Source organism: Halomonas sp. AOP43-D1-4 (assembly GCF_052446175.1).
In the GTDB taxonomy this organism is placed as follows: Bacteria; Pseudomonadota; Gammaproteobacteria; order Pseudomonadales; family Halomonadaceae; genus Vreelandella; species Vreelandella citrativorans.
The window spans coordinates 1-22,049 of the sequence record NZ_JBQSVY010000023.1; the positions used below are offsets into that span (position 1 = coordinate 1).

The window sequence follows — 22,049 nt, forward strand, 5'->3', positions numbered from 1 at the left end:
CGCAGCGGATGCGTACTTTACGGATTCGCCGGACGTTTGGCAAGGGGCTGGGTGAAATATGTCTGAAATAATGCCATATCGTCATAATGCAGGGTAACTACTCGCTCTACAGGAGGTCTTCCTGACTCCAGCAACACTGCTACCAATGTGTATTAGTAGCCCAGAGGGCTAGCTTGAGGCACGGCGATCTCCTGCCTTATGATTGGTCATACCTATTAATGGATGCCTAGCGGATGATATTCCCCCACCTCGCCAACAGCAGGCAGCACGTGCGCTACGCCGTGCCCGTGGTAAGTAGCAGCGTATGAAGCATCGCCGCTGGAAAGGTATATGGCTTGTTGCCATCACGCTAGGCCTCATACTCGTCATGTGGCAAGCCGCCCACTTGGCGCGCGAGCAAGCCATCTCTACCCTTCAGGAAGACGCCGAAAACGAGCTACGCCTTTCTGTCGCCAACCTTAATGGCTATCTGCTCCGCTACGACTATTTACCCCAAATGCTCGCGACGCGTGAAGGTGTTCAACGCTTTTTGGCCTCTCCGGAAACCCAGAACGCCATGCCGCTTAACCTGCTGCTGGATCGTTTCCGCTTTACCGCAGGTGTTTCTGACGTTTACCTGCTCGACCGCGATGCCAACACAATTGCCGCCAGCAACTGGCATCGTCCCAATACGTTTTTAGGTCATAACTACGCGTTTCGCAGCTACTACACAGAAGCCATCGCCGGACGGCAAGGGCGGTTTTATGGGCTAGGGGTTCAGTCACTGGAACGGGGCTACTTCTTCTCGGCGCCGGTATGGCTGGATGATACTTCGCCAGATGCGCAACCCTCCGGCGTTATCGTCATCAAGGTGTTACTGGATGAAGTTGAAGAGGGCTGGGCTGAGCAAGATGCTGAGCTACTGGTGACCGATAATGACAATATTATCTTTATGGCCAGCCGCCCTGAGCTGCGTATGAATGCGCTCTATGCGCTTAGTGATGAACAACGTCAAACGCTTCGTGACACACGTCGCTACGCCATTGAACCGCTATCCCCTTCAGGCATTAATATTGATGCACCTTATGGGCCAGACAGTGCACTGGTTAGTTTTTCTCAGGGCCCGCTTAGTAGCAGCCGTTATTTAAGCCTGACACGCCCCGTGGTGGAGTTTGGCTGGCACATGCATATTCTCAAGCCCTTAACACCCGTTGTCCGCGCTCAGTGGATCGCCGCACTTATGGCGGGCGGGCTTTACGGAATGATTGTACTTGGCGGCGGCATTGGCTGGCAGCGCCTGCGCTTACGTCGTGAGCGCGAAGCGTTTGCTGAACGCGAACGGCACACCCTTGCCCTGGTGCGTGATGAGCTGGAAGCCAGCGTCGAGCGTCGCACTCACGACTTGGTGGCCAGCAACCAGCGCCTTTCCAATGAAATCGAAGAGCGACGCCGCGCAGAAGCCAACCTGCGTCAAACTCAGGATGAACTCATCCAGGCCGCCAAACTGGCAGTCCTTGGCCAATTGGCAGCGGGCATCAATCACGAACTGAACCAGCCGCTGGCAGCCATTCGGGCCTATGGCGAAAATGCCCGGCGCTTTTTAACGCTTTCCCGAGTAGATCAAGCGGACGCAAACCTTGAGCAAATCGTTGATCTCACCAAGCGCATGGCCGATATCAGCGCACAGCTTCGTCAATTCTCGCGTAAAAGCAGTGAGCGACAGGAAACCATCTCTGTACAGGCTTGCATCGAATATGCACTTCGCTTGTTCCAGGGTCGCCTGCGCGACGGGCATGTTACCGTTGAACAGCATTGGCCCAAGGAAACGCTATGGGTAACGGGCGATCTGGTACGCTTGGAGCAAGTACTGGTCAACCTGATTAGTAATGCCCTGCACGCCATGCAAGAGACCTCAGAACCTCGGCTTATCTTGAGTGCGGCGCTGAACGAAAAGCAGGTCACCATTAACGTTATGGATAACGGCCCCGGCATTGGCGACCAGCACCTAACACAAATTTTTGAACCCTTTTTTTCCACCAAAGCACCGGGAAGCGGATTGGGGCTGGGGCTTTCCATCTCGTCGCGTATCATGGATGACCTGGGTGGCAAGTTGCAGGCCGTCAATCGCGACCCGACAGGCGCCTGCTTTATTATTTCACTACCTTTCGCGCCACCGATTCACGCGCCTGTACCCTCGACTCAACAAGAGAACAATAGCCATGCATGAACCGTCGATGCTGCCGGTCATGGTGATCGACGATGAGCCTCATCTGCGTATTACCGCCAGCCAAACCCTGGAGCTTGCCGGCTACACGCCCACCTGCTTTGCGTCAGCCGAGCAAGCCCTGGCGGCGCTACCCGCAGAGTTTCCTGGCGTGATTGTCAGCGACATCCGTATGCCTGGCATGGGAGGAATGGAGCTTCTGCATGAACTGCATCGTCGCGACCCTACCCTACCGATTATTCTGATTACCGGGCATGGCGATATTTCCACGGCGGTAGAAGCCATGCGTGCAGGCGCATGGGACTTCCTGGAGAAGCCATTTGCTGGCGACCAGCTACTCGATGTTGTGCGCCGCGGCATTGAAAAGCGCCAGCTTAGCCTCGAAAACAATCGTCTTAAGGCCGAATTGGAAGTACAGCGAGCTGCCCTTGGCCCGCGCCTGGTGGGGCGCACGGCGGTTATTTCTCGCTTGGCTGCGATGATTCAGCGCATTAGTCAGGTAGAAGCCGATGTGCTGCTGTTTGGCGAAACAGGGACCGGCAAGGACCTCGTGGCCCGGGCTATTCATGAACGCAGCGCTCGGCGCAACAACCCCTTTATGGCAATCAACTGCGGTGCCGTGCCGGAAAACACCATTGAGTCTGAGCTGTTTGGGCATGAAAAAGGCGCTTTTACCGGCGCGGTTGAACGTAGAATTGGTAAGTTTGAGCACGCTAACGGCGGTACTGTTTTCCTCGATGAGATTGAGTCGATGCCACTGGCTCTTCAGGTCAAACTACTGCGCGTCCTGCAAGAGCGCAGCATCGAACGGCTCGGTGCCAATGAAGCAGTCACTCTCGACATTCGGGTGATTACCGCCACCAAGGTGGATCTTAAAGTTGCCGCTGAAGAGGGGGGCTTTCGTGAAGACCTCTACTACCGGCTGAATGTTGTCACGCTGGCGTTACCCGCGCTGCGCGAACGGCGTGAGGATATCCCGCTTCTGTTTCAGCACTTTGCCGTCATTGCCGCCAATCGTAGCGGCCTGGAGGCCCCCACTCTGAACAGCCACGGTATCGCTGCACTGTTGGCCCATGACTGGCCTGGCAACGTGCGTGAACTACGCAACCTTGCTGAGCGCTACGTGCTACTCGGCGCAGCATTTGATTACCGCTTGGATATGCTGCTGGAAGGGGTAGCCACCGACACGCCAGAACCCACGTTACCGCGCCAGGTAGAGCTGTTTGAAAAGAGCCTGATTAGCCAGTCGCTTGCCCGTCACCATGGCCGAGTCACCGATGTCTGCCGCCACTTGGGCATTCCGCGTAAAACGTTTTACGACAAGCTGAAAAAGCATGGCTTACAGGCCGACGATTACCGCCACAGCAGTGACCCCTGATGAAACAGCTCCATTAAGTCCGACCAGGGCGGCGTCCAGGGAAGCAGTGTCAGGGTGGCAATCAGCATTAATAGGTTGGAAATGGGCCGACGGCTATCGCCGAGCTTAAGCGCGGTACCGAACGAGCGCTTAAGCCGTGCTCCCTCCAAATCCACGCTATACATCTCATCCAGCACCAAATGAATAATAAACCCCAGCAGCACGGCCATACCGTGTGCCCACGCTAACCCCGCAGGCTGAACAAGCAGATGAAAACTCAGCGCAGCCGTTAATAGCGAACATAGCCCGGCCGCCATCAGCGAGTGCCAAATGCCACGGTGAACCGTCAGTTTTGAGAACAGTATTCCCGCCAAATACCGCACCGAGAAATAAATACCGCCGCAAGCTACCAGCAACATGCCCGGCGTCAGCCATGACTCCAGCAACATTACGCCCACCACCAGTGATGGCACGGAAAGAATATTAAAAATCAAACGGATAGAGCGTGATCGGTCAGCATCAATATCGGGCAAAATGCCGCCAAAGGTGACCAACGCCACGATTAGTATGGCTTGAGAATAAGGCCACCACTGGGCTTGCCAACCCGCGTACGCCATTAACATGCCGCCCGCAGTCGCTATCGTCATATGCGTGCGAAAGTTCGCCATGTTATCGCGGCATCCTGAAAAAACTGGATAAATTACCAGATTTTTTAAGATTACAACATGACTAGTTCAGAAAAAAGGACGGCAAGCCAATATGTTAGCTAAGCTTAATCATAAGCAGGCTTCGGCTAAAAATTGATCCTTAAGTTTTACGTAGTTACCTGCGGTATAGGGGAAGAAGGCCCGCTCTTTTTCTTTTAAGGGGCGTAGCGCCTTGGCAGGATTACCGGCGTAAACATAGCCACTCTCCAAGTGCTTACCGGGCGTGACCACAGCCCCAGCGGCAATGATCACTTCATCGTCAACCACCGCGCCGTCCATCACGATGGCGCCCATACCGACCAAAATACGGTTGCCCAGCGTACAGCCATGCAAAATGGCTTTATGGCCAATCGTCACATCTTCACCAATCGTGAGTGGAAAGCCCTCCGGGTTAAACTCACTAGCGTGAGTAATATGCAGCACGCTGCCATCCTGCACGCTGGTACGAGCGCCAATACGAATCCGGTGCATATCGCCACGAATCACCGTCATTGGCCATACCGAACAGTCATTGCCCAGCTCAACGTCACCAATGACCACGCTTGCTGGGTCGATATACACGCGCTCGCCCAAGCGGGGCGAATGGCCTTTAAACTCTCTTAGCGCACTGCTCGCTGCCTCTTTCATTGCACTCTCCTAAAGAGCCTATTTCCAAGTACGTATTTCAAGTACCTGTTCCAAGTACCTGTTCCAAGCACATACTGCTCTATTGATGGCGGATATATCCATTCTCACAAGCGGCATAGCACTATAAAAGCCCACTCAGCAAGACGATAAACGTCAGCGGAATCGAGACCCAGCGCACAATATTGCGCCATAGCAGGTAGCCACTTTCCCCGGCGCCTAACGCTTTCATTGCTCTCTTCTGCGGCATTACCCAGGCAGCAAACGTGGCAATCATCAAGCCACCCAAGGGCAAAAATATGTCTGGTGGAATGCTGCTAACCAATTCAAAGATATTGCGCCCAAAGAGTGGCTGGAACTCCGCCAGGGTTGAGAAAGAGAACGCCGACAACAATCCCATTAGCCAAACACTTAGCGCGATGATCGCCGTTGCCATACTGCGCCGCAGCCCAAGCCCCTGCAGCATCGCGACCATGGGCTCTGCCAGATTAATGGCCGATGTCCAGGTAGCGAGCAGTAACAACAGGAAGAACACGCTTAGCCAGAACGCGCCGCCGGGCAACTCAGAAAAGGCTATCGGCAGGGTCACAAACATCAGCCCCGGGCCCTCAGCCGGGTCCATCCCCTGGGCAAACACCACCGAGAAAATCGCGATACCCGCCAGCAACGCCACACTAATGTCCAGTACGGCAACGGCAAACGCCGCTTTAGGCAAGCTCTGCTCTTCCGGCATATAAGCGCCATACGCCATCAGCGCGCAGGCCCCTACCGCCAGAGTGAAAAACGCATGGCCCATGGCATGCAGCACCACGGTAGGTGTGATTGCCTCAAAGGAGGGTAAAAATAGCCACGTCAACGCCGTGGAGAAGCCCTCGGTGGTGGCAGCGTATCCGGCCAACAGCAACAGCAGCACGTACAGCAGCGGCATGAGTAGATTGTTAAGCCGCTCAAGCCCCTTGGCCACGCCAGCCGCCACCACGGTCATGGTCATAAACAGAAACAGAGAGTGATTGAAAATCAAAAGCCCAGGGCTTGCTAAAAATGCATCGAAACCAGCGCCTATCTCAGCCGCTGTTGCCCCGTTAAATTGTCCGTTGATGGAGGCCACCAAAAACTCGATCGACCAGCCAGACACCACTGAATAGAAGGACAAAATACAAAAAACAGTAAACGCCCCAAAGAGCCCGAGCCAACGCCAGTGCATGGAGGCCCCTGCTTCAGCAGCCAGTGCGCCCAATGCCTGCAACGGACCACGCCGCCCAGCCCGGCCAATGAGAATTTCAGCCATCATGACGGGAATACCCAGCAGCAGCACAAACGCCACGTAAATTAATAAAAACGCAGCCCCGCCATTTTCACCCGCCACATAAGGGAAGCGCCAGATGTTGCCCAGCCCCACCGCAGCACCCGATATTGCCAGGATAAAGGCCCGCTTAGACCCCCAGCGCTCCAGCGTCTCGCTCATTATTGACTCCTGCCATCGTGGGCACTAAAAGGCGGCAAGACTAGCAGGCGCCTGCCAAGAGACCAAACCTTGCCATTGAAACAGCGCCCCTGTGCCCACACTGTTTAGCTATTATTACGCGTTTTTGCACTCATTAACGCTGCCAACTGAGGTGCTTATGACCCACAATCCGCTGCTTGAAACGCACAAGCTTCCCCCCTTCGCTGAAATGCGTGCCGAGCATGTGGTGCCCGCGGTGGAAGCGCTTTTAAGTGAGAACCGTGAAACGATTGACCGCCTGGCCCAGCAGGCCGCAGAAACACCGCCCACGTGGGAGAGCTTTGCCGTTCCGCTGGAAGCGGTAAGCGATAGACTCTCCCAAGCATGGTCGCCGGTGTCACACTTAAATAGCACGATGAACACGCCGGAGCTGCGCGAAGCTTACCAAACCTGCCTGGAACAGCTTTCCGCCTTTGGCACGTGGGTCGGCCAGCACGAAGGGCTTTTCCACGGCTGGCAAGCGCTCAAGGAGAGTGACAACTGGGGTACGCTGGATGCCGCACAGCAGCGCACCGTTAATAATGCACTGCGCGATTTCCGCCTCGCCGGGGTCGACCTGCCTGCCGATAAAAAAGCGCGCTACGGTGACATTCAGTCGCGCCTTTCAACGCTCTCCAATCAATACTCCAATAATGTGCTGGATGCCACCCAGGCATGGCACAAGGACCTCAATAGTGAAGAGGAGCTCGCTGGGCTGCCTTCCAGCGCGCTCGATACCTTGAAAGCGGCTGCTGAAGCCAAGGGCGTTTCGGGCTATCGGATTACGCTGGATTTCCCAAGCTTCTTCCCCGTCGTTAGCTACGCTGAAAATCGTGAGCTGCGCCGCGAGGTGTATACCGCGTTTGTCACCCGCGCCTCAGACCAAGGCCCTAATGCGGGCACGTTTGATAACGCTCCGTTGATGGAAGAGATCCTCGCACTACGCCAGGAACTGGCGACGCTGCTGGGGTTCAGCGCCTATGCAGACTTTTCACTGACCACCAAGATGGCGGACTCTCCCGAGCAAGTGCTCGATTTTCTGGGTGACTTGGCCCGTCGCGCCGCCCCGCAAGCAAAAGAGGAGTTTGCCGAGCTAAGCGCTTACGCGCGCGACGAGCTGGGCATTGATACGCTGGAGCCGTGGGATATTGCTTACGTTAGCGAAAAGCTGCGTGAAGCGCGCCATGCCATTTCCCAAGAGCAGCTACGCCCCTATTTTCCTGCACCACACGTGATTAACGGTCTCTTTCAAGTGGTTGAGCGGCTTTATGGCGTGCAGGTAGAAGAAGATAGTGAGGCGCCAAGCTACCATAGCGATGTGCGCTATTTCCGTATTAGCGAGCATGGCCAGCCCATTGCCGGGTTCTACCTTGACCTCTACGCTCGGGAAGGCAAGCGCGGCGGCGCCTGGATGGCCGACTGTCGAGTACGCCGTCAAACTGAGCATGGTATTCAGTTGCCGGTGGCTTTTTTAACCTGTAATTTTACGGCGCCCATCGGTGGCAAGCCTGCCCTGCTTACCCATGATGAAGTAACGACCCTGTTCCATGAGTTTGGACACGGCCTTCACCATATGCTGACCAAGCAGCATATCGCCGACATTTCAGGTATCAACGGCGTTGCCTGGGATGCGGTGGAACTGCCCAGCCAGTTTATGGAGAACTACTGCTGGGAGCGTGAAGGGCTTAACCTGCTGGCCAAGCACGTAGAAACCGGGGAAGCCTTACCGGCTGAGCTACTTGAACGCCTTCAGGCGGCCAAAAACTTCCAGTCCGCGATGGGCATGGTGCGTCAGCTCGAATTCTCGATCTTTGACCTGCGTTTACACCATGAATTAAGCACGCCCAGCGCCAGCGATATTCAAACGCTGTTGGATGATGTACGCAGCGCCACTTCGGTCGTACCGGCGGCGCCCTTCAATCGCTTCCAAAACAGCTTTGCGCATATTTTTGCTGGCGGCTATGCAGCGGGGTACTACAGCTACAAATGGGCCGAAGTGCTCTCTGCGGATGCCTGGAGCGCCTTTGAGGAGGCCGGTATTTTTGATGCTGAAACCGGACAACGCTTCCGCCACCAGATTCTGGAACAAGGCGGGGCACGCGATGCCGCAGAGCTATTTGTGGCCTTCCGCGGCCGCGAGCCAAGTGTCGAGCCCCTATTGCGCCATAGCGGTATTCGCGCGGCCTAACCGCTTATTGAACTCAGCACGGTGTCTATTATTTCATTGGCACCGTGCGTTTGGAGAACACCATGTCGACCGTTAAACGCTTTATTGCGGGTGTTATCTGCCCACGCTGCGCCGCAATGGACCGTGTTCGTGCCTGGGAGCAAAACGGTATTCGCTATCGGGAGTGCGTGAGCTGTGACTTCTTTGAGCAACTGCCCATTGAAGATAACGACTCACCTGAGCTAACAACCCGAGTGAACCAGATGCGAGAGGAGCAACAGAGTCAGGATATCCAGCCAGTACGAATTCTTGACCCTGGTAAGCCCAATACGTAAGTCATGACTGGGAGGGCCTTGTGCCCTCCTGTCTTACCTTTCACCTCTACCCCTCAGCTTCCAGCCCTTCAAAACAGGGGGCCACGGCACCCTCTCATTGCACTTTCTCTACTTTCTTAGCGCGCACCCAACAGTGAGCGGAAAACCGCACACTACTTATCATCCCGCGTGCGCATTACCAGACAGTTAGACGCCAGGGAGTTTCCACTAAAGTTGAAGACTCTAAAAGCAAGCGTTTGTTTTTACTTAACTATCCTATAAATGGCACGGCAATCGCTCTTAAATGGTTGCTTAAATATTATTGTCACTGGAAAGCGGCTTGCGCTTGCCAGCCTACAATCCCAAGAACAGTTAAGGAAACATGCCATGCGCACCATAATGCCTAAAACTCTCGCCCTGCTTGCAGGTGGCGCGTTACTCGCTTCTGCCAGCGCCCATGCTGAGCGTGCTGACTGGCCAGAAAACTTTACGGTAGGTACCGCAAGCCAAGGCGGCACGTTTTTCGTTTACGGCTCTGGCTGGGCCAACTTTATTGCTGATGAATTAGGCGTTTCTGGCGGCGGTGAAGTAACGGGCGGCCCTACTCAAAACCTGGCGCTTGTTCATAGCGGCGATATGGCCTTTGGCTTAACCACCATGGGCCCCGCTTCTGATGCGGTTAACGGCAAAAGCCCGCTGGCACCCGGCATGGTGATGGATAACGTCTGTGCACTGTTCCCGATGTATGAAACGCCGTTCTCGATTGCCGCGCTTTCAAGCTCAGGCATTGAGTCCATTTCGGACATTCCGGACGGTGCGCGTATTGGCTTTGGTCCCGCAGCATCAACGTCTGACACCTATTTCCCAGCGATGCTGGAAACGTTGGGCGTAAACTTCGACCGCCGCAACGGCGGCTGGTCTGACCTTGGCGGTCAGCTGCAGGACGGCCTGCTGGACGTCATCGCTTTTGCAGCCGGCATCCCGATTCCTGCCGTTAGTCAGTTGGAAGTGCAAACGGATGTGAACATCATCGAGTTCAACGAAGATGAGCTTGCGACCGTACTGGACACCTTCCCAGTGGCTGAATTCACTATTCCTGCCAGCACCTACTCAACGCTTGAGGAAGATGCTCGCGCAGTTTCCATGTGGAACTTTGCGATTGCGGGCTGTGATCTTCCGGAAGACTTCATCTACGAAGTCACCAAAGTGACCATGGAAAACAACGACCGTATGCGCTCTATTCACCGCAGTGCTGAAACCAGCATTCCGGAAAATATCGTACACAACAGCGTTCTCCCCTTCCATCCAGGCGCTGCTCGTTGGTATGAAGAGAACGGCTACGAAATCTCTGAAGACCTGATCAACTAAAACTTTACGCATCATCTGGCTGCCCCGTCCTGGTTTTCCAGGCGGGGCAGCTTTGGCTATTGCTCCTTTTTTTGCTCCTGCTGTGAGGGTGAACTCTGATGAGTCCCACAACCCCCCAAACCTCTGATGACCTCAAGGATGATGTCCAGCTTGCTTCATCGCCTACCGTTGTTGCAGAGGGCGTCGATGAAGACATCGTTGAATCCAACCGTCGCCTATTTACCGGTTGGCAGTTTTTCCTGTTTGCCGGGCTAGCCATTGCCTACTCAAGTTTCCACTTGGTGTCACTCAACGTGTATCCCATGGAGACCTGGTCGTTTCGTATTGTGCATATTGCAGGGGCACTGATTCTGGGCTACGGCCTGTTTGCGGGAGCTCGGTTTGCCGAAGATGGCCAGAACGCATCACCCGCTTGGCTAACGTGGATAGGCTACGCGCTGCTGATACCGGCCCTCTACACGCTTGCTCAGGTTTTTTTGATGCAACAAACCCTGAGCGGTGGTGCGATGCGCATCGACCCAATCGTTGAAACCTGGCACTACGGTTATCCATTAATAGCAACGACCGTTGCCGCCATTGTGCTTTCATGGCTTTTCCGCCAAGCACGCGGCTCTTTTAACCCGGCCGATTTAGTCCTGATGGTGTGTGCCCTGGCCAGCGCCGGTTATTTACTGATCATGTACAACACACCTCTGCGCGCTTCAACGGGCACCTCCTTTGCGCCTATCGGGATTTCCTGGGCGGCGATTGCCGGGTCCCTGCTTATTCTGGAGCTTACCCGGCGAGTAGCGGGCCTTGCGCTGGTCATTATTTCACTCATCTTCCTGACATATGTCTTTGCCGGCCCTTACCTGCCCGGCTTCCTGGGGTATCCTGGCCTATCCATGCAGCGCTTTTTTAGCCAGCTTTATACCGACGCCGGTGTCTTGGGCCCCACCATCGCCGTCTCCTCGACGTATATTATTCTGTTCATTATTTTTGCCGCCTTCCTGCAAGCGTCAAAAGTAGGTGACTACTTTGTGAACTTCGCCTTTGCCGCTGCCGGGCGTGCCCGTGGAGGCCCCGCCAAAGTGTCTATTTTTGCCTCGGGCCTAATGGGCATGATCAACGGTACCTCCGCGGGTAACGTGGTATCGACCGGTTCACTGACCATTCCGCTAATGAAAAAGGTGGGTTACCCCGCACGTAGCGCGGGCGCTATTGAAGCGGCAGCTTCAACCGGCGGGCAAATCATGCCGCCGATTATGGGGGCAGGCGCCTTTATCATGGCGGAAGTCACGGGCATCCCCTATACCGACATCGCCATTGCAGCGTTGATCCCGGCAATTCTTTACTTCGCGTCTATCTACTTTATGGTGGATTTTGAAGCGGCCCGTAAAGGCATGCGTGGTATGCGTAAAGATGAGATTCCACGCTTCACTAAATTGGCCAAACAAGCCTACCTCTTTGCCCCCATCATTATCCTGATAGCCGCGCTGTTTATGGGCTATTCGGTGATTAGGGCAGGCACCTTGGCCACCGCCTCGGCCGCCGTTGTCAGCTGGATTTCACCCAACAAAATGGGCGTGACCGCCATTCTCAAGGCGCTGCAACTGGCGGGCACCATGGCCATCCAGATCATCGCTGTCTGTGCCTGTGCGGGCTTAATCGTAGGGGTTATTTCGCTCACCGGTGTGGGCGCGCGCTTCTCCTCGCTGCTACTGGGACTGGCAGGTGTTAGCCAACTGCTGGCACTTATCTTTGCCATGCTGATCAGTATCTTGCTGGGCATGGGCATGCCGACCACGGCGGCCTACGCCGTCGCCGCATCGGTCGTGGCACCAGGGCTAATTAATATCGGTATTGAGCCGCTTATTGCCCACTTCTTCGTGTTCTACTTTGCGGTTGTATCGGCCATTACGCCGCCGGTGGCGCTGGCCTCTTACGCAGCAGCCGGCATTTCTGGCGATAACCCCATGGGTACGTCGGTGGCATCGTTCAAGATTGGTCTGGCGGCCTTTATCGTGCCGTTCATGTTCTTCTACAGCCCGGCCATGTTGATGGAAGGCTCTGCCATGCAGATTCTGCGAGTGGGCGTTACCGCCACGCTGGGTATCATTCTGCTTTCGGGTATGGTGCAGGCTTGGTTCTTTGGCCCGGTGAACGTGCTTAAGCGGGTTATCATGTTGGTCGGTGCAATGTGCATGATCTATGGTGGTATCTACACCGATATCGTGGGCCTTGTAATTGGCGCTGGTCTCGTCATCATCCAGCGCAAGCAATTTGGTGGCGGCAAGACGGCTGACAAGGTACAAGCGTCAGCGAGTTAAGCCCACTAACCAACAAAACCAGTAAGGCAAAACGCCCCGCTCAACTGAGCGGGGCGTTTTGTATGGTGCGATTTAAATCAACAGGCTATCGCAGTTAGCCCACCAGATTATCGACCACTTTCAGTACGGGAGCCGCCTGGTTAAGGGTGTAGAAGTGCAGCCCTGGCGCACCACCATCCAGCAGGCGCTGGCAAAGACGGCTTACTGCCTCGGTGCCAAATTTGGCAATGGCTTCGCTGTCATCGCCATAGCTTTCCAGCTGCTTGCGCATCCAGCGAGGAATTTCCGCGCCACAGCTATCCGAAAACCGCGCCAGCTTGGTGTAGTTAGTGATCGGCATAATACCGGGGATAATCGGCTGTTCAACGCCTAGCGCGCGCACTTTATCAACAAAGTTGAAGTAAGCGTCGGCGGTGAATAAGTATTGGGTAATCGCCATATCGGCGCCCGCCTTCATTTTACGCGCAAAGTTTTCGATATCTTTATCAAGGTTAGCTGCCTGAGGGTGGGATTCCGGGTAGGCCGCCACGGCAACATTAAAATGATCGCCCGTCTCGTTGCGAATAAACTCCACCAGCTCGTTGGCATAGCGTAGCTCGCCGATGCTGCCCATCCCGGAAGGCATATCACCACGCAGGGCGACCAGGCTGTTAATGCCTTCTTCGCGGTACTGGGACAGCAAATCACGCAGCTGGGCTTTTTCACTGCCAATGCACGAAAGGTGCGGTGCGGTAGTAATACCGGTCTGGCCAACCGTACGTACGGTGTCCCGCGTACGCGCTTGGGTAGAGCCGCCTGCGCCATAGGTCACAGAGAAAAACCGCGGATTACGAGTGGCCAGCTCATCGCGTACCAGCATCAGCTTGTCGCGCCCAGCATCCGTGTTGGGCGGGAAGAATTCAAAGCTGATACCGAGCGGATGCTGTTGGCTGCCCATGGGGTTTCCTCATACAGAACAATAAAATAAAGAGTGATATTTTGGTGTATTCTCGCTGTTCTATTGCGCCGCGGCTAATGAAAGATTCCACGTTTAGCCTTTAATTCGGCTCATGTTACCCACCCTTTTATGCCGTCAGGAGGGCATATGGAGCTATCACCCAGCGCGTGAATAGGCCCGCTACTCATGCTACTAAGCTTTGTAGGCTTGGGCTGGATTGCCGCCCAACGGTTAAAAATCGACCCAAGGCCCATTGCCACGCTGCTGGTTTATCTCATTGCGCCTTTAACCATTTTTCGCGCGCTGATGAATGGGGGGCCAACGCCTGAGTACCTGGTCTTAACGCTTTCTCTGTTTGTGCTGGTTAGCCTACTGGCGCTGCTGGTTCAGCGCGTGACGCAACACCGCTTTGGTCCGCAGGAAGGCGCACTGCTGGCGTTTTCATCCGGGACAGGCAACACCGGTTATTTCGGTTTGCCGGTAGCGTTGATTCTCTTGCCTCCGGAAGGCGTAACGCTCTATCTGTTCTGCATGCTGGGGATCAATTTGTATGAATTTACCGTGGGTTTTTACTTAAGCGCCCGTGGCCACTTCTCGATTCGCCAAAGCCTGATCAAGATTTCACGCCTTCCGCTGATCTACACGTTTTTGCTGGCGCTGCTGCTGAGTTCGCTCGATGTTACGCTGCCTACGGCCTTGGCTAGCTCACTGGATGTTTTTCCCGCGACCTATACGCTGCTGGGAATGATGATTATTGGTATGACACTTAGCCGGGTAACGCTGGCTGCCTGGGATACGCGCTTTATCGCCGCCTGTGTAGGGCTTCGGTATATCATTTGGCCAGCGGCTACCTTTGCCGCGGTCATGCTATTACAGATGCTCATGCCAGTGCCTGCAGAACTGGCCATGGCGATACTGCTATTAGGCGTGGTGCCCATGGCTTCTAACGTGGTGGTGGTCGCCATGGAGCTGGGTATCCAGCCGCAAAAAGGGGCGCTGGCGGTGCTGGTAACCACGCTGATGGCGCCGCTACTGATTCCCTTCTATCTGGGGCTCATGCTGCGCGCCACCGGGCTTGGTTAGGGTTGTGTCGTAAACCCCGCTACGTTCAACGCGCGAAGCTGCTCGGCCATGGCCTGCATTTGGGTATGCGAGAAAAAGGCCTCAAGCGCCTGGGCTCTGCCGGGGCCGATGCCCGGCAGGGCTTCCCAGTCGCCTGGCGGATACGTGCTCGCCACTTGCCAATCAGGCAGGCTGGCAGCGCCAGCAGGCGGCAACCCCAGCCCTTTTAACCAAGCATCATAGGGAGCAGCCTTGGCCGCCTGAAACTGCCGGTAAAGTGAGTCGCTACGCGCCTCGCCAATTCCGTGCGCTTGGCGCAGCTGATCGGGTTCAAGCGATAACCAGGCCAGCAGATCCGGCACCAGCCCGGCCTCAAGTAACGCTTGCCAGGTGCCTTCGCCCACGCCTTGAAAACCCAGCTGTTCGCCAAGGTAGGTAAGCCGCGCCAGCAGTTGGGACGTGCAGCCTGGGCTATGCTGAAAACAGCTCAGCAAATGGTAGGTAGTCTCAGAGGGTACTTCCACGACGGTGCGCTCCAGGGTTTGCCATACCACCTCTTCAAGCTGAGGGATGGTAAGCCCGGCCAAGGTTATGGCCACCTGGTCGCCGGGGCGTATATCGAGGTTTTCCCAGCGGTCGAGTGAGCCTAGCGATACGCGACTGATACGCCGACCTTCCAATTCAACCGGATAGAGCCAGATCAGTGGCGTGATACGCCCAGTTCGCCCAATGCGAAACTCCACGCCACGTACTTCTGCCAGCGCTTTCTGCAGTGGGTATTTCCAGGCAATCGCCCATTCAGGCGGGGTCGTGGACCAGCGCCGAATACCCGGGCGCTCTGCCTGTTTAATCACTACGCCATCGGTTGCAAACGGCAGTGCGCCGTTAAACCACGCCTCCCGCCAGTAAGCCGCATCCGATTCATCACTTAATAAATGCGTGTAGCGGGCGGTATCAAACCCAAGTGCACTCAGTTGCGCCAGCCGCTCAGTCATGTCGGTTGGCCCATCCGGCCAGCCCCATACAAACAGCCCGACCTGCGCCAGCACGTCCTCGGTTGGGCTTGCTTGCGCCATAGCCCCCGCCACGGCCCCACGGGCCCCGGAACCAGGCGTGTGCGACTGAACATGTCCATCAAGCTGCCAATAAAGCTCGCCTTGGAAAATGGCTGAAGTAGTGCCGGGCAGCGTATTAGGCACGCTGGGTAATTGTAAGGCGCGGGCCGTCCAATCCTGCCCCTGCTGTCCATCCCCTCGGCTGACCGCTTCAACCAACTCGCCTGCCTGATAGCGCAACGTTACCGCCACACCGTCCACCTTGGGCTGTATCCATAAATTTTCACGGCGGCTGGTAAAGCGACGCACGCCCGCTTCATCGGTTTTATCCAACCCTTGCTGGGCAGCCGGATGTTCAAGCGTACGGCGGCTGGACGTTACCCGGGTAAGCGGCTGGTGGGCGGTGGTGTCGTTCAGGCAGACGCGCCAATCCTGAAGGCGGCCAAGGGCCTGGTCGTAGAGCACATCATCAATCAACGAGATGCCTTCTTCATGATAGGCATGATCCCACTGGGCGACTTGCGCGGCGAGCGCGAGTGTCTCACGCTCAAGCCGTTCATTGGGCCACGTGGGGCAAGCCGCCATCGCCGTACTACTCGTCACGCCAAGCGCCACCATCAACAGCAGCCCTCTCATGATTTTTCCCCAGCGTGCTGTCGGCATAACGCGTTCCCCAAGTGGTTGTACTGCCTAGCCTAAAACACGCAGCATAAAAAAACGCCCCCTGGCAGAGCCAAAGGGGCGTTCTCTTACAAACTGCCTGGCGAATATCTTACAAACCAGCGGCCTTACGCAGCGCGTCGGCTTTATCGGTCTTCTCCCAAGGGAAGGCGGTAAAGGTTTCAGTGTGCTGTTCGCCTTTATCATCGCTCCAGGTGTAGCTGTGCTCGAACGGCGCCCGACCAAAGTGGCCGTAGGCAGCCGTCAGTTGATACATCGGGTGCAGCAGGTCGAGCATTTTGGTGATCGCGTAGGGGCGCAGATCAAAGTGCTCGTTCACCAGCTCAACAATCCGGGCATCGTCAATTTTACCGGTGCCGAAGGTATCAATAGCAACAGAGGTCGGCTCTGCAACACCAATCGCGTAGGAAACCTGAATTTCGCACTTATCGGCAAGACCTGCCGCGACCACGTTCTTGGCCACGTAACGGCCCGCATAGGCTGCACTACGGTCGACTTTTGAAGGGTCTTTACCCGAGAACGCACCGCCGCCGTGGCGCGCCATGCCGCCGTAGGTGTCCACGATGATCTTGCGGCCGGTTAAGCCACAGTCGCCCACCGGGCCACCAATCACAAACTTACCGGTCGGATTGATGTGGTACTGGGTATTGTCGTTGAGCCATTCAGCCGGAATCACCTGTTCGATGATTTCGCGCTTGACCATTTTACGCAGGTCTTCCTGATCAATCTCAGGGTCGTGCTGGGTGGAAAGCACCACCGCATCAACGCCACACGGCTGGCCCTGTTCGTTATAACGGAAGGTTACCTGGCTCTTGGCATCCGGACGCAGCCACGGCAGCAGACCGTTTTTACGCAGCTCAGCCTGACGCTCAACCAAACGATGCGAGTAGTGGATCGGCGCAGGCATAAACGAATCGGTTTCGTTGGTCGCGTAACCAAACATCAGGCCCTGGTCGCCAGCGCCCTGGTCTTCTGGCTTGGTACGGTCAACGCCCTGGGCAATCTCAACACTCTGCTTGCCGATCAGGTTAATCACGCCACAGGTTGCGCCATCAAAGCCCACGTGGGAAGAGGTGTAACCGATGTCGGTAATCACGTCGCGTACCAGCGTTTCCAGATCCACCCACGCCGAGGTAGTAATTTCACCAGCGATAATTGCCACACCGGTTTTCACCATGGTTTCACAAGCAACCCGTGCCTGTTTATCCCGGGCGATAATAGCATCCAGCACCGCATCCGAAATCTGGTCGGCAATTTTATCGGGATGACCTTCGGAGACAGACTCCGAGGTAAACAGGGAATATTCGCTCATCGCGCTCTCGACCCTCTGTATGACGGCTGCTCACTACTCGCAGCATCAGCAGGAAATCACGGCAGGAGGTTCCCTGCCCATATAAGGAAGCGGCATGACCAGGTTGACCACCGCTTCGGGAGGCAGAGTCTACACGCTGTTGGGAGTTCTTCCCAGAATGTGGCCTATAATTTGCCACTACATTTGTCGCCGCATTTGCCGCAACAGGGGAAGTCAGCGACAATAGCGCCTTCATTATTTCCGTTTTCAGGCGAGGAGCACCCCATGCCGTCCCGTTTTGAGCTGGCCAATGCCATTCGCGCCCTTTCCATGGATGCTGTTCAGAAGGCCAAGTCCGGCCACCCTGGCGCCCCCATGGGCATGGCTGATATCGCCGAGGTGCTGTGGAATGATCACCTCAAGCACAACCCCGAAGACCCAAAATGGGCCGATCGTGACCGGTTCGTGCTGTCCAATGGCCACGGCTCAATGCTGCTCTACTCTTTGCTGCACTTAAGCGGCTATGAGTTAAGCCTGGAACAACTTCAGAACTTCCGTCAGTTGCACTCGCCCACCGCAGGCCATCCGGAATTTGGCTACGCGCCCGGCATCGAAACCACTACCGGCCCGCTCGGTCAGGGGTTTGCCAACGCGGTCGGCTTTGCGATTGCCGAAAAAACCCTGGCAGCGCAGTTCAACCGTCCGGGCCACACCATTGTCGATCACCACACCTGGTGCTTTTTGGGTGACGGCTGCCTGATGGAAGGTATTTCCCATGAGGCGGCGTCGCTGGCGGGTACTCAGCAGCTGGGCAAGCTGATTGCACTCTATGACGACAACGGCATTTCGATTGATGGGGAAGTGGAAGGCTGGTTTACCGACGATACCGCCAAACGCTTTGAAGCCTATGGCTGGCACGTGGTGCCCAATGTCGATGGTCACAAGCCGGAAGAGATCCAGGCCGCCATTGCACTTGCCAAACAGAACGATGACAAGCCCAGCCTGATTATCTGTAAAACGGTTATCGGTTTCGGGGCGCCCAACAAGCAGGGCAAGGAAGAGTCGCACGGCGCGCCGCTGGGCGAAGAAGAAGTTGCCCTGGCACGCAAGCAGTTGGACTGGCCCCACGCGCCGTTCCATATTCCCGAGCCCGTGTACGCTGGCTGGGATGCCCGCGAAGCAGGTAAAACCCACCAGCAGGAATGGGAAAAGCGCTTTGCCCGCTATGCCGAGGCGTTCCCGGCCGAGGCGCAGGAATTCAAGCGCCGCATGAAAGGCCAACTGCCGGCTGAAATACCGACCGAAGCCCTCATCGAGCAGGCCCAGGAAAAAGGCGCCAGCATCGCCACCCGTAAAGCGTCGCTGGAAGCGCTTAACGTGATTGGCCCGAAAATGCCGGAGCTGTTGGGCGGCAGTGCGGACCTTGCGCCGTCCAACCTGACCTTCTGGAAGGGCGCCAAAGCGATTACGCCGGAAGATGCCAGCGGTAACTACCTGCACTATGGCGTACGTGAGTTCGGTATGGGCGCGGTGATGAACGGTATCGCCCTGCACGGTGGTTTTGTCCCGTACGGCGCAACCTTCCTGATCTTCATGGAGTACATGCGTAACGCGGTTCGCATGGCGGCATTAATGGGTCAGCAGGCGATCTACGTATTTACCCATGACTCCATTGGCCTGGGTGAAGATGGCCCGACCCACCAGCCGATTGAGCAGTTGACCAGCCTGCGCACGACGCCGAACCTGAACACCTGGCGCCCCTGTGACGCCGTAGAAACCGCCGCGGCCTGGGATGCGGCCATCAAGCGTCACTCTGGCCCCACGGCGCTGATCCTGTCGCGTCAGAACCTGCCGCACCAGGCGCGCACCAAAGCCCAGCTGGCTTCCATTCAGCGTGGCGGGTATGTGCTGAAAGACAGCGACGGTACGCCCGAGCTGATCCTGATTGCCACCGGTTCGGAAGTGGGACTGGCCATGGACGCTGCCGCCGAGCTTGAAGCACAGGGCAAAGCAGTACGCGTGGTCTCCATGCCGTCGACCTACCGCTTCAACGGCCAGGACGCCGAGTACCGGGAAAGCGTCCTGCCCAGGACGGTCACCAAGCGTATTGCCATTGAAGCCTCACATGCCGACTACTGGTACAAGTATGTAGGTCTGGACGGGCGTGTGATCGGCATGACCACGTTCGGCGAGTCCGCCCCTGCGGGTGAGCTGTTCAAGCACTTCGGCTTTACGGTTGAGAATATCCTCAACACTGCCAATGAACTGCTTGGCTAACAATGCCTGCGCTTAATGGCTTTTTATGGCTAGTGAGTTACTGGTTGATCGGTGAAGTAACGGTTTACGTTACCGGTCTACCGGTTTCATCCGGCGTTGTCGGTATGCTGTTATTAACCGCTACGCTTGCCGTTTGGGGGCGAGTCCCTTCGACAATCGCCGCCGCAGCGCAGCCATTAATCGGCCTGCTTGCCATGCTGATTATGCCGGGCGTGGTGGGCGTGTTTTTTATTCTTGATGAGCTTGCTGGCCAGTGGCTAGCCATTCTTTGTGCGCTGATTGTGGGTACGCTATTAAGCGTGACCACTACGCTGTGGCTACTTAAGCGCCTGATGGAAAAAATGCATGTCCGCTAATGCCCTGTTAAGCACCTTAAGTACGACGCCGCTGTTTGCCGTTGGGCTAACGTTAGCGGCATTTTTGTTGGGTAACCTGATTTTCAAACGATTAAAAAAGCCGACCTGGCTGCCGGCTATTTTGATCGCTGCACTTCTGCTTGCTGCCACGCTTGCCGCCATTGGCCTACCGTATGACACCTATCGGCAGGATGCCGCTTGGCTGACCATTTTATTAGGGCCCGCGACCGTCGCGCTGGGTATGCCGCTTTATCAGCAGTTGCCGCACATTCGGGCGCTATGGCGACCTCTTACCATCTGCCTGCCGATTGCAGCCACGCTGGCGGCTTGCTACGCCCTGCTAATTGCTTGGGTATTGGGTAGCTCCCCCCTTATTCTCGCCTCTATTGCGGCAAAGTCCGTAACGGCGCCTATCGCGATTGGCATTACCGAGCAAATTGGCGGCTCGGTGGCGCTCTTGTTGGGCGCACTGCTGATTACCGGTGTGGCTACCGCCGCATTCGTAGGCCTTGCTGCACGACTTTTAAACATTGAAGACGAGCGCATTATCGGCTTTGCGCTGGGCCTAAACGGCCATGCGATTGGGACGGTAAGAGCGTTTGAGATCAGCCCGGCCGCAGGCGCCTTTGCCTCTCTTGGGATGAGTCTTACCGGCATTTTCACCGCCCTGATGCTGCCTTTCGCTTGGCATCTGATAGGCGCAGGTGGTTGAAATACGCTATTATTGCGAATGTTTTTTATTTATTGACGGTCACTGATTCATCTTCCAAGAGCCGCTTTCTTACATGGCTACATCTGCCTCTACACACACTGCTCCTACCTATCGCATCGCCATTAATGGTTATGGGCGTATTGGCCAGTGCGTATTGCGGGCACTGATTGAGCGTGGCGACTCACGTATTGAGGTCGTCGCTATCAATGAGCTTTCTGACCTGGCGACGATTACCTACCTGACCCGTTACGACACGACTCATGGTCGCTTCCCAGGAAGTGTCGAGCATGACGGTGAAGCGTTAGTGGTCAACGGACAACGCATTCAGGTGCTATGTGAAAAAGACCCACGCCAACTTCCCTGGGAAGCGCTGCAGGTTGACCTCGTGCTTGAGTGCTCAGGTAGTTTTAAAGATCGCACAACAGCCGAGCAGCATTTAAGCGCTGGCGCAAAATGCCTGCTGTTTTCACAGCCAGCGGAAAACGATGTGGATGCAACGATCGTATGGGGAATTAATCAGCACGAGCTGACACTCTCTCAGCGCATCCTATCGGCGGCCTCTTGTACCACCAACTGTTTGGTTCCTTTGCTTACCGTGCTCGACGAAGCGCTGGGGCTGGAGCACGGGGTAACCACGACCATTCACTCTGCGATGAACGATCAACCAGTGATCGATGCTTACCATCAAACCGATCTGCGCCTGACACGCTCGGCCATGCAATCCATTGTGCCGGTGGACACAGGGCTTGCACGCGGCATCAGCCGTTTGATGCCGCATCTGGAAGGCCGTTTTGAGTGTTTACACGTCCGCGTTCCCACCATTAATGTTTCAGCGATGGATGCCGCACTGACCGTGCGTCGCGACACCTGCGCCCAGGAAATCAATGACCTGCTGCATCACGCTAGCCAGCAGCGTCTTACGGGAGTGCTGGGCTACACCGAAGCGCCCATGGCCTCCATTGATTTTAATCATGACCCACATTCCGGCATTTTCGATGCGACCCAAACCCGCGTCGCTGGAAAACGCCTTATCAAGCTTTTATGTTGGTTTGATAACGAGTGGGGCTTTGCAAACCGCATGCTCGATATTGCCCAACGGTTAGCCGTGCTTTCCCGAGAGCGCGCCGCTTAGTCGTACCGGCTAAC

General features: G+C 55.9%; 17 protein-coding genes. 11 read left to right on the plus strand and 6 right to left on the minus strand.

The features are described 5' to 3' along the window. Nucleotides 1–304 precede the first annotated feature (304 nt). Nucleotides 305–2,206, plus strand: coding sequence for a sensor histidine kinase (locus ACT3RQ_RS16880; RefSeq protein ID WP_444680932.1), 1,902 nt, complete (start codon nt 305–307; stop codon nt 2,204–2,206). Beyond that, nucleotides 2,199–3,581, plus strand: coding sequence for a sigma-54-dependent transcriptional regulator (locus ACT3RQ_RS16885; RefSeq protein WP_444680933.1), 1,383 nt, complete (start codon nt 2,199–2,201; stop codon nt 3,579–3,581). Before ACT3RQ_RS16880 ends, ACT3RQ_RS16885 begins: the two co-directional genes overlap by 8 nt. Here the strand turns inward: ACT3RQ_RS16885 and ACT3RQ_RS16890 are convergent. From ACT3RQ_RS16890 to ACT3RQ_RS16900, 3 genes are all read right to left on the minus strand, one after another. Then, a complete protein-coding gene (locus ACT3RQ_RS16890) occupies nt 3,557–4,228 on the minus strand; it encodes a metal-dependent hydrolase (RefSeq protein WP_444680934.1) in 672 nt (223 codons plus the stop codon). The two genes, ACT3RQ_RS16885 and ACT3RQ_RS16890, sit on opposite strands and share 25 nt — an antisense overlap. Before the next feature lie 108 nt (nt 4,229–4,336). Beyond that, on the minus strand, nt 4,337–4,894 hold the full coding sequence (locus ACT3RQ_RS16895) for a gamma carbonic anhydrase family protein (protein WP_444680935.1): 558 nt from the start codon (nt 4,892–4,894) through the stop codon (nt 4,337–4,339). A 121-nt stretch (nt 4,895–5,015) separates the two neighbouring features. Next, nucleotides 5,016–6,356 carry a sodium-dependent transporter gene (locus tag ACT3RQ_RS16900; RefSeq protein WP_444680936.1) on the minus strand — a complete coding sequence of 447 codons (1,341 nt, stop codon included), beginning with the start codon at nt 6,354–6,356 and terminating at the stop codon, nt 5,016–5,018. A gap of 157 nt (nt 6,357–6,513) precedes the next feature. Between ACT3RQ_RS16900 and prlC the strand changes: the two genes are divergently transcribed. The 4 genes from prlC to ACT3RQ_RS16920 all read left to right on the plus strand — a co-directional run bounded on the left by prlC (nt 6,514) and on the right by ACT3RQ_RS16920 (nt 12,532). Further along, entirely contained in the window at nt 6,514–8,562 is a 2,049-nt protein-coding gene (prlC, locus tag ACT3RQ_RS16905) for an oligopeptidase A (RefSeq protein ID WP_444680937.1), read from the plus strand. A 62-nt stretch (nt 8,563–8,624) separates the two neighbouring features. Further along, the gene (locus tag ACT3RQ_RS16910; protein WP_192528602.1) at nt 8,625–8,876 is read left to right on the plus strand and encodes a YheV family putative zinc ribbon protein; all 252 of its coding nucleotides are present in this window, start codon (nt 8,625–8,627) and stop codon (nt 8,874–8,876) included. A gap of 366 nt (nt 8,877–9,242) precedes the next feature. Beyond that, entirely contained in the window at nt 9,243–10,223 is a 981-nt protein-coding gene (locus ACT3RQ_RS16915) for a TAXI family TRAP transporter solute-binding subunit (RefSeq protein ID WP_444622575.1), read from the plus strand. A 98-nt stretch (nt 10,224–10,321) separates the two neighbouring features. After that, nucleotides 10,322–12,532 carry a TRAP transporter permease gene (locus ACT3RQ_RS16920; protein ID WP_444622576.1) on the plus strand — a complete coding sequence of 737 codons (2,211 nt, stop codon included), beginning with the start codon at nt 10,322–10,324 and terminating at the stop codon, nt 12,530–12,532. Between the two features lie 94 nt (nt 12,533–12,626). Here the strand turns inward: ACT3RQ_RS16920 and metF are convergent, their stop codons facing one another. Next, a complete protein-coding gene (gene metF / locus ACT3RQ_RS16925; RefSeq protein WP_444680938.1) occupies nt 12,627–13,469 on the minus strand; it encodes a methylenetetrahydrofolate reductase [NAD(P)H] in 843 nt (280 codons plus the stop codon). A gap of 186 nt (nt 13,470–13,655) precedes the next feature. On the opposite strand from metF, the gene ACT3RQ_RS16930 reads away from it, so the two are divergent. Next, nucleotides 13,656–14,552 (plus strand): AEC family transporter, encoded by an 897-nt coding sequence (locus ACT3RQ_RS16930; protein WP_444680939.1) that lies wholly within the window; start codon nt 13,656–13,658, stop codon nt 14,550–14,552. On the opposite strand, the gene ligB is transcribed toward ACT3RQ_RS16930, so the two are convergent. Both ligB and metK read right to left on the minus strand, forming a co-directional pair. Next, the gene (gene ligB / locus ACT3RQ_RS16935) at nt 14,549–16,249 is read right to left on the minus strand and encodes an NAD-dependent DNA ligase LigB (RefSeq protein WP_253927071.1); all 1,701 of its coding nucleotides are present in this window, start codon (nt 16,247–16,249) and stop codon (nt 14,549–14,551) included. The genes ACT3RQ_RS16930 and ligB overlap by 4 nt on opposite strands. A 109-nt stretch (nt 16,250–16,358) precedes the next feature. Next, nucleotides 16,359–17,579 carry a methionine adenosyltransferase gene (metK, locus tag ACT3RQ_RS16940; protein ID WP_172118900.1) on the minus strand — a complete coding sequence of 407 codons (1,221 nt, stop codon included), beginning with the start codon at nt 17,577–17,579 and terminating at the stop codon, nt 16,359–16,361. A 264-nt stretch (nt 17,580–17,843) separates the two neighbouring features. On the opposite strand from metK, the gene tkt reads away from it, so the two are divergent. The 4 genes from tkt to ACT3RQ_RS16960 all read left to right on the plus strand — a co-directional run bounded on the left by tkt (nt 17,844) and on the right by ACT3RQ_RS16960 (nt 22,035). Beyond that, the gene (tkt, locus tag ACT3RQ_RS16945) at nt 17,844–19,835 is read left to right on the plus strand and encodes a transketolase (RefSeq protein ID WP_172118901.1); all 1,992 of its coding nucleotides are present in this window, start codon (nt 17,844–17,846) and stop codon (nt 19,833–19,835) included. Between the two features lie 2 nt (nt 19,836–19,837). Next, nucleotides 19,838–20,191, plus strand: coding sequence for a CidA/LrgA family protein (locus ACT3RQ_RS16950; RefSeq protein ID WP_172118902.1), 354 nt, complete (start codon nt 19,838–19,840; stop codon nt 20,189–20,191). Beyond that, the gene (locus tag ACT3RQ_RS16955; RefSeq protein ID WP_444622578.1) at nt 20,181–20,903 is read left to right on the plus strand and encodes an LrgB family protein; all 723 of its coding nucleotides are present in this window, start codon (nt 20,181–20,183) and stop codon (nt 20,901–20,903) included. The genes ACT3RQ_RS16950 and ACT3RQ_RS16955 overlap by 11 nt, the downstream gene beginning before the upstream one ends. Nucleotides 20,904–20,976: 73 nt before the next feature. Further along, on the plus strand, nt 20,977–22,035 hold the full coding sequence (locus ACT3RQ_RS16960) for a type I glyceraldehyde-3-phosphate dehydrogenase (RefSeq protein ID WP_444622579.1): 1,059 nt from the start codon (nt 20,977–20,979) through the stop codon (nt 22,033–22,035). Nucleotides 22,036–22,049: the final 14 nt, after the last annotated feature.

Bases quoted from the DNA above. Each gene is read 5' to 3' on its own strand.
- ACT3RQ_RS16880 (WP_444680932.1), top strand. From the start codon at position 305: ATGAAGCATCGCCGCTGGAAAGGTATATGGCTTGTTGCCATCACGCTA.
- ACT3RQ_RS16885 (WP_444680933.1), top strand. From the start codon at position 2,199: ATGCATGAACCGTCGATGCTGCCGGTCATGGTGATCGACGATGAGCCT.
- ACT3RQ_RS16890 (WP_444680934.1), bottom strand. From the start codon at position 4,228: ATGGCGAACTTTCGCACGCATATGACGATAGCGACTGCGGGCGGCATG.
- ACT3RQ_RS16895 (WP_444680935.1), bottom strand. From the start codon at position 4,894: ATGAAAGAGGCAGCGAGCAGTGCGCTAAGAGAGTTTAAAGGCCATTCG.
- ACT3RQ_RS16900 (WP_444680936.1), bottom strand. From the start codon at position 6,356: ATGAGCGAGACGCTGGAGCGCTGGGGGTCTAAGCGGGCCTTTATCCTG.
- prlC (WP_444680937.1), top strand. From the start codon at position 6,514: ATGACCCACAATCCGCTGCTTGAAACGCACAAGCTTCCCCCCTTCGCT.
- ACT3RQ_RS16910 (WP_192528602.1), top strand. From the start codon at position 8,625: ATGTCGACCGTTAAACGCTTTATTGCGGGTGTTATCTGCCCACGCTGC.
- ACT3RQ_RS16915 (WP_444622575.1), top strand. From the start codon at position 9,243: ATGCGCACCATAATGCCTAAAACTCTCGCCCTGCTTGCAGGTGGCGCG.
- ACT3RQ_RS16920 (WP_444622576.1), top strand. From the start codon at position 10,322: ATGAGTCCCACAACCCCCCAAACCTCTGATGACCTCAAGGATGATGTC.
- metF (WP_444680938.1), bottom strand. From the start codon at position 13,469: ATGGGCAGCCAACAGCATCCGCTCGGTATCAGCTTTGAATTCTTCCCG.
- ACT3RQ_RS16930 (WP_444680939.1), top strand. From the start codon at position 13,656: ATGCTACTAAGCTTTGTAGGCTTGGGCTGGATTGCCGCCCAACGGTTA.
- ligB (WP_253927071.1), bottom strand. From the start codon at position 16,249: ATGCCGACAGCACGCTGGGGAAAAATCATGAGAGGGCTGCTGTTGATG.
- metK (WP_172118900.1), bottom strand. From the start codon at position 17,579: ATGAGCGAATATTCCCTGTTTACCTCGGAGTCTGTCTCCGAAGGTCAT.
- tkt (WP_172118901.1), top strand. From the start codon at position 17,844: ATGCCGTCCCGTTTTGAGCTGGCCAATGCCATTCGCGCCCTTTCCATG.
- ACT3RQ_RS16950 (WP_172118902.1), top strand. From the start codon at position 19,838: ATGCCTGCGCTTAATGGCTTTTTATGGCTAGTGAGTTACTGGTTGATC.
- ACT3RQ_RS16955 (WP_444622578.1), top strand. From the start codon at position 20,181: ATGTCCGCTAATGCCCTGTTAAGCACCTTAAGTACGACGCCGCTGTTT.
- ACT3RQ_RS16960 (WP_444622579.1), top strand. From the start codon at position 20,977: ATGGCTACATCTGCCTCTACACACACTGCTCCTACCTATCGCATCGCC.